The following is a 12213-nucleotide window of genomic DNA, read 5'->3' as shown; positions in this document are numbered from 1 at the left end:
CCCAAGGGCTCCTTTGTCTTCCAGAAATCGAAATGGCGTTCAAAAACGGTTCGGCCGCGCTCGCTGACCGGAGTCAGTCGAGCACGGCCGGCAGGAATGTCAACCGGCGATGGTAAAGGTCTAGTTCGCGAGGGCCTTCGTCAGCGCCGGAACCGCCTCGAACAGATCCTCGACCAGGCCGAAATCGGCGACCTGGAAGATCGGCGCGTCACCATCCTTGTTGATCGCGACGATGACCTTCGAATCCTTCATGCCGGCGAGATGCTGGATCGCGCCCGATATGCCGATGGCGATGTAGAGATCCGGCGCGACGACTTTGCCGGTCTGGCCGACCTGCCAGTCGTTCGGCGCGTAGCCTGCGTCGACGGCGGCGCGAGAGGCGCCGATGGCCGCCTTGAGCTGGTCGGCGAGCGGGGCGATCACTTCCTGGAACTTCTCCGCCGAGCCGAGTGCTCGGCCGCCGGAGACGATCACCTTGGCGGAAGCGAGCTCCGGCCGGTCGGAGACGGAAAGATCCGCGCCGACGAAGCTGGAGATGCCCTTGTCGGCCGGCGCGGCGATCGTTTCGATCGGCGCGCTTCCGCCGAGGGCTGCGGCCGGGAAGGCGGCGATGCGGACGGTGACGACCAGCTTCTTGTCGCTCGACTGCACCGTTTCGATGGCGTTGCCGGCATAGATCGGACGTTCGAATGTATCGGGAGCCACGACCTTCGAGATTTCGGAGACCTGCATCACGTCGAGCAGGGCGGCGACGCGCGGCGCGACGTTCTTGCCGGTCGAGGTCGCCGGGACGACGATCGCGTCATACTTGTCGGCGAGCGACACGACCAGGTCGGCGAGCGGTTCGGCCCGGCGATTGGCGAGGCTCTCGCCGTCGGCGAGCAGCACCGTGCGCACGCCGGAAAGCTGCGCGGCGGCATCGGCGGCCGCCTTGGCCTGGTGGCCGGCGACGAGGACGTCGACCGGCTGGCCGAGCGCAAGCGCCGCGGTCAGCGCCTTGGCGGTCGCCTCGTTCAGATGCGCGTCGTCATGTTCCGCGAGGATCAGCGTTGCCATCTCAGAGCACTCCCGCCTGCTTGAGCTTTGCGACGAGTTCGTCGACCGAACCGAGCTTGACGCCGGCCGTGCGGCCGGTCGGCTCGACCGTCTTCAAAACGGTGAGGCGCGGGCTCGCGTCGACGCCGAGCGTCTCCGGCGTGGTCTCGTCGAGCGGCTTCTTCTTCGCCTTCATGATGTTCGGCAGCGAAGCGTAGCGCGGCTCGTTCAGGCGAAGGTCGGTGGTGACGATCGCCGGCAGTTGCAGCCGCAGCGTCTCGAGGCCGCCATCGACTTCGCGCGTCACGTCGACGGAACCGTCGCCGAGCACGACCTTCGAGGCGAAGGTCGCCTGCGGCCAGCCGAGCAGGGCGGCCAGCATCTGGCCGGTCTGGTTCGAATCGTCGTCGATCGCCTGCTTGCCGAGGATGACCAGGCTGGGCTCTTCCGCCGCGATCACGGCCTTGAGCAGCTTGGCGACGGCGAGCGGCTCGACGCTGGCGGCGTCGGTCTTCACCAGGATGGCGCGGTCGGCGCCCATGGCGAGGCCGGTACGCAGCGTTTCCGCCGACTTGTCCGAGCCGATCGACACGACGACGACTTCCGTCGCCTTGCCGGCTTCCTTGATCCGCAACGCTTCTTCGACGGCAATTTCGTCGAAGGGATTCATCGACATCTTCACGTTGGCGAGGTCGACGCCGGTTCCGTCCGCCTTCACGCGGATCTTGACGTTGGTATCGACCACCCGCTTGACGGGCACGAGGATCTTCATCGCGGCGATTATCCTTTCGGCGCAGCAATTTGCGGAGCGTTTGGGGCGGGACCGTACCGGCGGGTTCTCCCCGAGTCAACGTAAGGAACGTACCCTGGAAGGGCTCAAACCACAGGGTCGACGGGCATTTCCTCGTCGACCTGCCGCGCCAGCAGAGGAACGCCAGGCCGGCGGAAGAAGAGAACCAGCACGGTGCCCATCAGCAGGCCGCCGAGATGGGCGGCCCAGGAGATCTCGCCTGGCGCGCCAAAGGCGAAATTATACAGCTGCAGCAGGATCCAGAAGCCGAGCACCCAGACCGTCCTGAGCCGGATCGGGATGCGGAACAGCAGCAGCACCCAGATTTTCACGCGGGGGTGCAAGAGAAGGTAGGCGGCGATGACGCCGGCGACCGAGCCGGAAGCGCCGATCAGCGCGACATCCGAGCCGGGCTCGACCATGACATGCGCCAGCCCGCCGCCGATCGCGCAGAGGAAATAGAACAGGATGAAGCGGATGTGCCCCATCGCGTCCTCGACATTGTCGCCGAAGACCCAGAGGAACAGCATGTTGCCGGCGAGATGCCAGATGTCGCCATGCAGGAAGGAGGAGGTGATGAAGGTGAGGTATTCCGGCGCGTGGTAGATGCCGGGCGTGCGGATGTGAATGCCGGCGAGCGTCGACGGGATCAGCCCGAACGCCATCACGGACGCCGCCTCGGCATCGGCATTGCCGGCGCGCTGGTAGATCAGGAAGACCAGGCAGTTGAGGACGACGAGGCCGCGCGTCACCCAGGGAAAGCGGATGTAGCGGAGCGGATTCTGATCGTGGAACGGCACGAACATGCGTCGTTCCTCACCGGTTCTGGCCGGGCACCCACAGGACATCCGTGGCGCCGCGATCATTGACGTAACGGGCGGCGACGAACAGGAAGTCCGACAGCCGGTTGACATAGCGGATCGCCGCCGGATTGACAGCCTCGCGCGAGGCGAGCTCGACCATCACCCGTTCGGCGCGGCGCGTCACGGTGCGGGCGATGTGCAGATGCGCCGCCGCCGGCGAACCGCCCGGCAGCACGAAGGAGCGCAGCGGGCTCAGCTCGGCGTTCAGCTGGTCGATCTCGGCTTCCAGCCGGTCGGTCTGCGCGTCGATGATGCGCAGCGCCTCGCGGCCGGGTTTCAGGCCGGTTTCCGGCGTCGACAGGTCGGCGCCGAGGTCGAAGAGATCGTTCTGGATGCGCGCCAGCATGGCGTCGACGACGGGATGGTCGGCGAGGTGGAGCCGGGCGGCGCCGACCTGGGCGTTGGTCTCGTCGATCGTGCCGTAGCTGTCGACGCGGAGATCGGATTTGGCGCGGCGCTCTCCCGTGACGAGGGACGTGGTCCCGTCATCGCCGGTTCTTGTGTAGATGCGGGTGAGCGCGACCATCGGAATGCCTCAGCGGGCCGAGAAATACAGTGCAGCCATCATGATGATGATCGCCGCGAACTGCAGCAAGACGCGCATCCGCATCAGCTTCTGCGACCGCTCCGGCGAGCCGCCGCGCAGCATGTTGAACAGCCCCAGCAGCAGCACGATGGCCACGGCGGCGAGCGCAATCGGGATCAGATAGTAAAAGAAGCTGTTCATCGGGCTCTTGCTTCAGGAATCGGATCGATCCGTCCTTATACGCTCGATCTTCGCCGCCTCGCCATATGCGCGGCCTGCGCTCAATTGAGCCACCAGACCGCCGCGTTCAGCACGCTGGCGAACGAGACCCAGGCGAGATAGGGCAGCAGAAGCCAGCTCGAAAGCCCGTCGATCCGCGAGAAGGCGCCCATGGTCGCGATGATGGCGAGGAGCAGCGCGACGATGTCGATCAGCGCCAGCCACGGCATGTGCAGGGCGAAGAAGGCTCCGGACCAGGCGACGTTCAGCACCAGCTGCACCGCGAAGGCGAGGACGGCGACCTGCAGCGTCGTGCCGCGGCCGAGCACCCATACCCGCCAGAACGCCACCGCCATCATCGCGTAGAGCAGGGTCCAGACCGGCCCGAACACCCAGTTCGGCGGGCTGAAGAACGGCTTCGCCAAGCCCGCATACCACGTCGGGATGCTGGGCAGGGTCATCCACGAGCCGAGCGCCGCGGCGGCGAAGCAGATGGCGAGGCTCACGACCAGGCGGACCAGCGAGCCCGGCGACAGCCAGAAATGCGGCGAGCGGAAATCGGCGGAAACGGAACTCATGGCAATACCCTCACGGCGGCGCGTCCCGCGCCCGATGCTCCTTCTACGCGCGCCGGGGCGTTCCGGTTCCAGTGCCCTGCGATTTCCCGCTCAGGAATTCCGCGCGATCAGCCGGTCCATCAGGCGGGCCGGTAGCAGCCGCTTCATCACGGCCGCCGCCTTGGTCAGCACGGTGACGCGGTAGCGAAGGCGCGGGCGCGAGCTTTCGAGCGCATGCAGCAGGGCAGCGGTCACCGCCTCCGGCCCGAGCTTGAAGCGGGAAGGGCGGCGGGTGCCCTTCATGCGCGCGAGCTGCGACTGGTATTCGTCGCGGTGGATCGAGCCCTCGACATCGACGGTCGCATGAAAATTCGCCAGTGCGTTCTGGGTGAAGCGCGTGGCGATCGGGCCGGGCTCGATCAGCGCCACTTGGACCCCGCTGCCGCAGAGCTCGATGCGCAGCGAATCGGTCAGGCCTTCGAGCGCGAATTTCGAGCCGACATAGGCGCCGCGATACTTGCCGGCGACGAAGCCGAGGATGGACGAGCACTGGACGATGCGGCCATGGCCCTGCGCCCGCATCACCGGCACGATGCGGCGGGTCAGCGTGTGCCAGCCGAAGACATTGGTTTCGAACTGCCGGCGCAGGACGTCGGTGGTGAGATCCTCGACCGCACCGACCTGGCCATAGGCGCCGTTGTTGAACAGCGCATCGAGCCGGCCACCGGTCCGTTCGAGCACGGCGTCGGCGCAGGCATGGATCGACGCCTCGTCCACATAGTCGAGGTAGAGCGCCTCGCATCCGGCCTCGGCGAGGGCGGCGAGATCCTCCGGCTTGCGCGCCGTTGCGAAGACGCGCCAGCCGCGCGTCTTCAGGGCCAGCGCGGCATCGCGGCCGATGCCGGTCGAGGCGCCGGTGACGAGGATCGATCGGGCGTCCGTCATGCTGGTCTCTGCTGCTCCCGTTCCGCGCCGGGCTTCGGCGCGACGGCCGGACTATAGTGTGCGAGGCGGCGGAGCCAAGCGGAACCATGGTCGCGCCGGTTGACCGCTGCGGCAGCGCTTTCTACTGTCGGGAACCATCCTCCCAGCCTTGTGATCCCGCATGCCCGCCTGTGCCTTCCCCATCACCGCCCTGCCGGGGGCCGGCGCATGCTGATGCTCGGCCGCCTGACCGAGATCGCTTTCATCGTGCTGCCGATCGCCGGGCTGATCAGCGTCGGCTATCTCGCCGGCTGGACCAAGCATCTCGGCGACCGGGCCGCCGACGGCCTGTCGGAATATGTGTTCGGCATCGCCGTGCCGGTCTTGATTTTCAAGACGCTGTCGGAAGCGAAGATGCCGGAAGGCGGCCAGCCCTGGGGCTACTGGATCGCCTATTTCACAGGCGCTTTCATCGTCTTCGGCATCGGCTTCCTGATCGCCAGGCGGGTGTTCGGCCGGGCCCATGTCGAGGCGGTGATGCAGGGCTTCGCCTCCGGCCAGTCCAACACCGTGTTTGTCGGCGTGCCGGTGATCCTCAACGCCTTCGGCGAAGAGGGCGCCGTGCCGCTCTTTCTGCTGATCGCCATCCATCTGCCGGTCATGACGACGGCCGCGACCTTGTTCGCGGAGGGCTCGGAGTCAGGCATTTCGCGCGCGACGCTGATGCGGCTCCTGAAGGCGCTGGCGCGCAACCCGATCCTGTTCGGCATCTATGCCGGCGCGATCGGCCAGATCGCCGGCATCCAGGCGAGCGGCCCGGCCGGCGAGGTGGTGCGCATGCTGGCGGCCTCGTCGGTGCCCTGCGCGCTGATCTCGATGGGGCTGGCGCTGCGCCGCTACGGCTTCGCTGGCGACCTCAAGGCCTCCTTCGTCATCAGCATCCTGAAGCTGGTCGTCCACCCCCTGATCGTGCTCGGCCTGGCGCATGTGCTGCCGATGCCGCCGGTCTGGGCCGGCGTCGCCGTCGTCTTCGCCGCCATGCCCTGCGGGGTGAACGCCTACCTGCTCGCCAATCACTACAAGGCCGGCGTCGCCAGCACGGCGAGTGCCGTCTCGCTGTCGACGCTGCTCAGCCTGTTCACGGTGACGATATGGCTCTACGTGCTCGGCGTCGGCTGATCGGGCGTTAGAGCCCGACGAGGGCGCGGATCTCGGCTGGCGTCGCGCCGGCGTCGCGCAGGACGCGCAGCCCGGTCGAGCCCTCCGATTTCGACAGCTTGCGCCCCGCGGCGTCGCGGATCAGGCCGTGATGGCGATAGGCGGGTTCCGGCAAGTCGAGCAGGGCCTGCAGCAGGCGGTGCACGCTGGTGGCGTGGAAGAGGTCTTCGCCGCGCACGACGTCGGTGATGCCCTGCAGCGCGTCGTCGACGACGACGGAGAGATGGTAGCTGGTGGGGATCTCCTTGCGCGCGATCACCACGTCGCCCCAGCGGCCGGGCTCCGCCGTCACCCTTCCCGTCTCGCCTTCCGGGCCGCGACCCTGTTCGGCGAAGGCGAGGGGGCCGGCCTTGGCCATGGCCGCGTCCATCTTCAGCCGCCAGGCATAGGGGGCGCCGGACGCGATCCGCGCGTCCGCCTCGCGCGCCGGCAGGTCCCGGTCTCCGCCCGGATAGAGCGGCGCGCCGTCCGGATCGCGCGGCCAGTCCGGGCTCGCGGTCGCCGCGCGGATCTCCGCCCGGCTCAGGAAGCTTGGATAGACCAGGTCCATGGCCTTCAGCCGGCCGAGCGCTTCCGCATAGGCGTCGAAATGTTCCGATTGCCGGCGTACCGGTCGTTCCCAGTCGAGCCCGAGCCAGGCGAGATCGTCGAGGATCGCGGCCTCGAACTCCGGCCGGCAGCGCGTCACGTCGATGTCCTCGATCCGGATCAGCAGCCGCCCGCCGGTCTCCCGCGCCAGGTCGCCGTTGAGCAATGCCGAATAGGCGTGGCCGAGATGCAGCTCGCCATTCGGGCTCGGGGCAAAGCGGAAGGTGTGGGACATGTCGGCGCGACGTCGTGCGGGATGGCGAAACGGAATGCGGACTTGCTAGCATGAGCCAGATTCGTTTGCCTGCCTGCAACAGGGATTTTCCATGCTCGATGGTCCGCGCCTCGCTCCGCTTTCCGGCGATAAGCCCAAGAAACTCGTCGTCCTGCTGCATGGCGTCGGGGCCGACGGACACGATCTCATCGACATCGGCCGGCATTGGGCGCCGCTGTTTCCCGATGTCTATTTCGTCGCTCCCGATGCGCCCGATCCGTCCGATTGGGGCATGGGCCGGCAATGGTTCCGCCTTTCCGTGCGCGATGCGCATGAATACTGGCAGGGCGCTTCCGCGGCCGCGCCGAAGCTCGACGAATTCCTCGACGCCGAACTGGCGCGGCACGGCCTGACCGATGCCGACCTGGCGCTGGTCGGCTTCAGCCAGGGCACGATGATGGCGCTGCAGGTCGGCCCGCGCCGGCCGAACGAGATGGCCGGCATCGTCGCCTATTCCGGGCGCATCGCCGGCGTCGAGCGGCTGAAGGCGGAGACGAAGAGTCGGCCGCCGATCCTGCTGGTGCATGGCGCGCTGGACGAGGTGATTCCCGTCGCCGCGCTCAAGGAGACGGAAAGGGCGCTTCTCGACGCCGGTTTCCCGGTCGCGGCGATCGAGCGGCCGGCCCTCGGACACAGCATCGACGAGGCCGGACTTGCCGCAGGGGCGGCCTTCCTGAAACGCATTTTTGCCACAGCCGAGGCCTGATCGACGCGCACGGAAACGTCAACGTTTCATTGGCTTCACAAGGATGACACAGAGCCTATAGACTATTTCGGCAATCTCGAGGTTTCGGCGAGTCTCAACAGAGGAAGCCTGTCTTGACGATAGCCGTGTCGCCCGGCGCCCATCCGGCCCTTGTGCTCAATGCCGATTACCGGCCGCTGAGCTACTACCCGCTCTCGCTCTGGTCGTGGCAGGACACGATCAAGGCGGTCTTCCTCGATCGCGTGAATATCGTCTCGGAATACGACATCGACATCCGCAGCCCGTCCTTCCGGATGCGGCTGCCCAGCGTCGTCTCGCTGAAGAGCTACATGACGCCGGCCCGCAACCCGGCCTTCACCCGCTTCAACGTCTTCCTGCGCGACCGCTTCCAGTGCCAGTATTGCAGCGCGCGCGAGGACCTGACCTTCGACCACGTCATCCCGCGCGCCCGCGGCGGCCAGACGACGTGGGAAAATGTCGTGGCCGCCTGCTCGCCCTGCAATCTGCGCAAGGGCAGCCTCACCTCGGCCGATGCCAGGATGTGGCCGCGGCAGAAGCCCTACCAGCCGAGCGTCTCCGACCTGCACAACAATGGTCGCCTGTTCCCGCCGAATTATCTGCACGACAGCTGGCTCGATTATCTCTACTGGGATACGGAACTGGACCCGTAGTCCGCCTTCCTCCCCAGCCTGCCGCCCGTCTTGCCGAACCTGATCCGCATCACCGACCCCGCCGATCCGCGCATCGCCGCCTATTGCCATGTGCGCGAGCGCGACCTCGTCGGCCGCGACGACCACTTCATCGCCGAGGGCGAGGTGGTGCTGCGGACCCTGCTCGAATCGAAGCGGCACCAGCCCGTCTCCCTGCTCCTCGACGAGAAGCGCGTCGACGGCCTCGGCGACATCACCGATCGCCTGGCTGATAACGTGCCGGTCTATGTCGCGAGCCAGACCGTGCTCGACGGCATTGTCGGCTTCCATATCCACCGCGGCATCCTGGCGCTCGGCCACCGCGCGCCGGCGCCCACGGCCGATGCGCTGCTTGCCGGTCTTTCCGGCCGGGCGCTGGTCGTGGTGCTGATGGGGATCGCCAACCACGACAATCTCGGCGGCATCTTCCGCAACGCCGCCGCCTTCGGCGCCGATGCCCTCCTGCTCGATTCGCATTGCTGCGACCCGTTCTATCGGAAGGCGATCCGCGTCTCGGTCGGCAATACGTTGACGCTGCCGCACGCGAAGCTGGGGCCTTCGGAGGATGTCGTGGCGCTGCTGGAAGAGCACGGCTTCACGGCGGTGTCGCTGAGCCCGAATGGCGAATTCCGGCTGGCCGAGCTGAAGCGGCCGGCCCGCGTCGCGGTGCTGCTCGGCACCGAGGGGCCCGGTCTCGACGAGGCGGTGCTGGTCCGGACGCGCACGGTGCGGATCCCGATGGCGGCCGGCGTCGATTCGCTCAATGTCGCGACGACGAGCGGCATCGTCCTGCACCAGCTGACGCAGGCCGCCGCCGACGAAGAGCCGGCCTAGGCGGCCGGCCGCCGGCTCACGCCCGGCGCAGGCCGGCGCGGAGCAGGAGGGCGGCGATCACGGCCGAGACGACGGCGTTCCAGCCGGCGAAGGAGAGGCCGAGGACGCGCAGCGCGGCGTCGGTGCAACTCACCACTTTCGTCTTGTTCACCTGCGCCAGCAGGTCGCCGGCGTTGCTCGTCGTCGTCAGGCCGCCGCCGCAATCGGCCGGGCCGAGCCAGAATTTCCATTCGACGCCGGCATGATAGATGCCGAGGCCGAGGCCGACGAGGAAGATCACCCCGGCCAGAACGAGCAGCGCGCGCGCCAGCCCCGTCGACTTGCGGGCGGCGAGCAGCAGGATCGCGACCAGCAGCACGGGCAGGCTGAGATAATAGGGAATGCGCTGTTCGAGGCAGAGCTTGCAGGGCGAATAGCCGCCGAAGATCTGGAAGCCCCAGGCGCCCAGGATCGCCGCGAGGCCCAATCCGAAGCTGAGGACGGCAAGCGGCAGGCGGCGGGAGGTATGGTCGGCCATTCAAGTCTCGCTTTGATCGATGCGCTCTGCTTCTAGCTTGCCGCGCGCAAATCTGTCGACCGCGACGGCTTTCACATCCGCGTGGGGTGTGGAGGCGCCGCGCGCGGGGGGGCATCCGGCAGGTGGGCATAGCGCGAAAACGGCGTTGCTTCTGCCGCCGGCCTGACTATAGTCGCGCCGTCGCAGGCCACTGGCCAGCGCGTTGCGGGCGTGGTGGAACTGGTAGACGCGCCGGACTCAAAATCCGGTTCCGAAAGGAGTGTCGGTTCGATTCCGACCGCCCGCACCACCTTTATCCTTACAGAGCAGATCCTGAACAGATCCATCCGCCGGCGAGAACCGCGCATGATGCGTTGATGTCCATGGCTGCGGGCTCCGCGATGAGAAGGCTGCGACGCGCCCCGGTTCGGGCGCGCGGCTCGTGGGGACGCCTGCAGGCGCGGACAGGTGGAAGCGATTCGAGTCTTGCCGGGCGAAGGATTCCGACCCTGCAGCCGCGATCCGGCGCATTCATCGAATGGCGGGCAGCCATCCCGCGCGTCTGGCTGTGGCCAAAAAACCTCAAGCCTGTCCGGTTTCGCGTCGCGTTGTTTGGCGGGGAGGCGCTTGACTCTGGTCCGGCAAGCAACGCCGCCCGGGGCTGAATCGCACGATTCAGCGGTTGCAAGCCAATACTCCGCAAGCCCGCGGATATCCTTAACGAATGGTTAATCGAGTTGGATGCGGCTTGCGTGGCGGTGTTGCATTTCTGTCATAGCGCGCGTCAGGCCCTTGGGTAATAGTGACTGCAGGAATCACGAGATGAGGTTCCGGTTGCGTCTGCCGGCTGCCCTGGGGTGGGAGCCAAAAAAGCGGACGCAGCTAAACGGGGATTAGGACGGACTTCGTACGGGCTGTCGAGAAGGGGTGATCCTGCGGGATCTACTCGGTGGCGACGAGAAGAATGAAATACTCTCCTGGATTTACCTTTTTGGAGGTCAGGATATGAACTTTAAGACCCTTCTCCTCGGCTCTGCAGCAGCCATGCTGATGGCTGGTGGCGCTCAGGCGGCGGATCTCACGGTCGCCGAGCCGGTTGACTACGTGAAGGTCTGCGACGCTTTCGGCGCTGGCTTCTTCTATTCGCCGGGCACGGACACCTGCATCAAGATCGGTGGCTACGTGAAGTTCGGTACCGCCTTCGGCGATAGCGACTTCGGCTACTTCAATGCTGGCTACGACAACAGCAACTGGGGCAACTTCTACACGGAAGTGTCGATCCAGGCGACGGCTTCGACGGTCACCGAATACGGTAACCTGACCGGCTTCATCGACATGCGCGCCCAGACCGGCAACACCTACTCCGGTGGTCAGACCTTCTCCGACCTGGTCAACTCCTCGACCAATTCGGCTTACGTCGACAGCGCCTACCTGGAGCTTGGCCCGCTGAAGGCTGGTCGCTTCACCTCGCTGTTCGACTTCGGTCGTGGCTACAACGACACCGGCATGTTCGGTTCGGACTCGACCACTGACCACATCCAGCTGACCTATGCCGTCAACGGCTTCGGTCTGGCGATCTCGGTCGAAGACAACCGTGACCGTGGCGCTCTCGGCTACACCGACGGCATCCTGGTTGATGGCTCCGGTGACTACTTCACCGGCGGCAACGACAACATCCCCGATATCGTCGGTGCGGTGACCTACGCTTCGGGCATCTTCAGCGCCAAGGTGGCTGCTGCATACGTCAACGAAGCTGTTTCGATCGGCAGCGGCTCGGGCACTCTCCTGGATCCGTACAACCTGAACAACGAGTCGGGTTGGGCCATCGGCGGCGGTCTCGAGATCGCGCTCGACAGCTTCTCGGCTGGCGACCGCTTCTTCGTGTCGGCTGCTTACGGTGACAACGCCAACTCCTTCACCGGCATCACCGGTGGCACCTCGGTTGCTGGCACGTTCAACCCGTTCTCGGCTGACATCACCTACTCGGTCACCCCGGGCACCAGTTGGTCGGCTCTCGCTTCGTACAAGCACGTTTGGAGCCCGCAGCTCTGGTCGTCGCTCTCGGGCGGTTATGCCAACTTCGACGGTTCCGATCAGTCGGACGGCGTGAACGTCGACGCATGGCGCGTTGGCTTCACCACCGCCTACACCCCGGTCAAGGGTCTCGACCTCGTTGGCGACGTGTTCTACTCGAACATCAAGGCTGACGATAACGGCTACGACCTGAACGGCGACAACGGCGACAGCGCCTGGAACTTCAACCTGTTCCTGAAGCGTTCCTGGTAATCTGACCTAGTCAGACTATCGAAGGCCCGGCAGAGCAATCTGCCGGGCTTTTTTGTTTTTGCCGGACGCGATCGAGCGGCGAGGGCAGCCGCCAGCCTGATCATCGGTCCGGCCAGAGCTCCGACACCCCGGGATCGGATCGTGCGGAAGGTATCGGCGCCAGGGCTCCCGCCGATGCGGTGGAATTGCTAGCCCGAACGCCGCGCGC

14 protein-coding genes and 1 tRNA gene are annotated in these 12213 nt (G+C 66.3%); 6 read left to right on the top strand and 9 right to left on the bottom strand.

Going from position 1 to position 12213, the window contains the following annotated elements; all coding sequences use genetic code 11:
• Window positions 1-120: 120 nt before the first annotated feature.
• From WFK98_RS15480 to WFK98_RS15450, 7 genes are all read right to left on the bottom strand, one after another.
• On the bottom strand, window positions 121-1056 hold the full coding sequence (locus tag WFK98_RS15480; protein ID WP_336800872.1) for an electron transfer flavoprotein subunit alpha/FixB family protein: 936 nt from the start codon (window positions 1054-1056) through the stop codon (window positions 121-123).
• A 1-nt stretch (window position 1057) separates the two neighbouring features.
• Window positions 1058-1807: an electron transfer flavoprotein subunit beta/FixA family protein gene (locus WFK98_RS15475; RefSeq protein WP_336800871.1), complete on the bottom strand. Its 750-nt coding sequence runs from the start codon at window positions 1805-1807 to the stop codon at window positions 1058-1060.
• A gap of 104 nt (window positions 1808-1911) precedes the next feature.
• Window positions 1912-2631 (bottom strand): rhomboid family intramembrane serine protease, encoded by a 720-nt coding sequence (locus tag WFK98_RS15470; RefSeq protein WP_336800870.1) that lies wholly within the window; start codon window positions 2629-2631, stop codon window positions 1912-1914.
• Between the two features lie 10 nt (window positions 2632-2641).
• Window positions 2642-3214 carry a cob(I)yrinic acid a,c-diamide adenosyltransferase gene (locus tag WFK98_RS15465; protein WP_336800869.1) on the bottom strand — a complete coding sequence of 191 codons (573 nt, stop codon included), beginning with the start codon at window positions 3212-3214 and terminating at the stop codon, window positions 2642-2644.
• A gap of 9 nt (window positions 3215-3223) precedes the next feature.
• On the bottom strand, window positions 3224-3415 hold the full coding sequence (locus WFK98_RS15460) for a twin transmembrane helix small protein (RefSeq protein WP_266340360.1): 192 nt from the start codon (window positions 3413-3415) through the stop codon (window positions 3224-3226).
• 80 nt (window positions 3416-3495) lie between these two features.
• Window positions 3496-4011, bottom strand: a complete 516-nt coding sequence (locus tag WFK98_RS15455) for a TspO/MBR family protein (RefSeq protein ID WP_266340361.1) — start codon at window positions 4009-4011, stop codon at window positions 3496-3498.
• Window positions 4012-4101: 90 nt separating this feature from the next.
• Complete coding sequence (locus WFK98_RS15450; protein ID WP_336800868.1) at window positions 4102-4935, bottom strand: SDR family oxidoreductase; 834 nt, start codon at window positions 4933-4935, stop codon at window positions 4102-4104.
• A 213-nt stretch (window positions 4936-5148) separates the two neighbouring features.
• On the opposite strand from WFK98_RS15450, the gene WFK98_RS15445 reads away from it, so the two are divergent.
• Window positions 5149-6093, top strand: a complete 945-nt coding sequence (locus WFK98_RS15445) for an AEC family transporter (protein WP_266340553.1) — start codon at window positions 5149-5151, stop codon at window positions 6091-6093.
• Window positions 6094-6100: 7 nt separating this feature from the next.
• On the opposite strand, the gene gluQRS is transcribed toward WFK98_RS15445, so the two are convergent.
• Window positions 6101-6955 carry a tRNA glutamyl-Q(34) synthetase GluQRS gene (gluQRS, locus tag WFK98_RS15440; protein ID WP_336800867.1) on the bottom strand — a complete coding sequence of 285 codons (855 nt, stop codon included), beginning with the start codon at window positions 6953-6955 and terminating at the stop codon, window positions 6101-6103.
• A gap of 91 nt (window positions 6956-7046) precedes the next feature.
• Here gluQRS and WFK98_RS15435 point away from each other — a divergent pair, with 91 nt between their 5' ends.
• From WFK98_RS15435 to WFK98_RS15425, 3 genes are all read left to right on the top strand, one after another.
• The gene (locus tag WFK98_RS15435; RefSeq protein WP_336800866.1) at window positions 7047-7700 is read left to right on the top strand and encodes an alpha/beta hydrolase; all 654 of its coding nucleotides are present in this window, start codon (window positions 7047-7049) and stop codon (window positions 7698-7700) included.
• A gap of 113 nt (window positions 7701-7813) precedes the next feature.
• The gene (locus tag WFK98_RS15430) at window positions 7814-8371 is read left to right on the top strand and encodes an HNH endonuclease (protein WP_266340365.1); all 558 of its coding nucleotides are present in this window, start codon (window positions 7814-7816) and stop codon (window positions 8369-8371) included.
• 30 nt (window positions 8372-8401) lie between these two features.
• On the top strand, window positions 8402-9223 hold the full coding sequence (locus WFK98_RS15425) for a TrmH family RNA methyltransferase (RefSeq protein WP_336800865.1): 822 nt from the start codon (window positions 8402-8404) through the stop codon (window positions 9221-9223).
• A 16-nt stretch (window positions 9224-9239) separates the two neighbouring features.
• On the opposite strand, the gene WFK98_RS15420 is transcribed toward WFK98_RS15425, so the two are convergent.
• Window positions 9240-9740: a disulfide bond formation protein B gene (locus WFK98_RS15420; RefSeq protein ID WP_336800864.1), complete on the bottom strand. Its 501-nt coding sequence runs from the start codon at window positions 9738-9740 to the stop codon at window positions 9240-9242.
• 204 nt (window positions 9741-9944) lie between these two features.
• Here WFK98_RS15420 and WFK98_RS15415 point away from each other — a divergent pair.
• Window positions 9945-10029: transfer RNA gene (locus tag WFK98_RS15415), tRNA-Leu, on the top strand.
• A 695-nt stretch (window positions 10030-10724) separates the two neighbouring features.
• Window positions 10725-12005, top strand: coding sequence for a porin (locus tag WFK98_RS15410; RefSeq protein WP_336800863.1), 1281 nt, complete (start codon window positions 10725-10727; stop codon window positions 12003-12005).
• Window positions 12006-12213: the final 208 nt, after the last annotated feature.

Source organism: Kaistia sp. MMO-174, from assembly GCF_037147815.1.
In the GTDB taxonomy this organism is placed as follows: Bacteria; Pseudomonadota; Alphaproteobacteria; order Rhizobiales; family Kaistiaceae; genus Kaistia; species Kaistia nematophila.
This window is presented reverse-complemented; position numbering and strand designations above follow the sequence as displayed.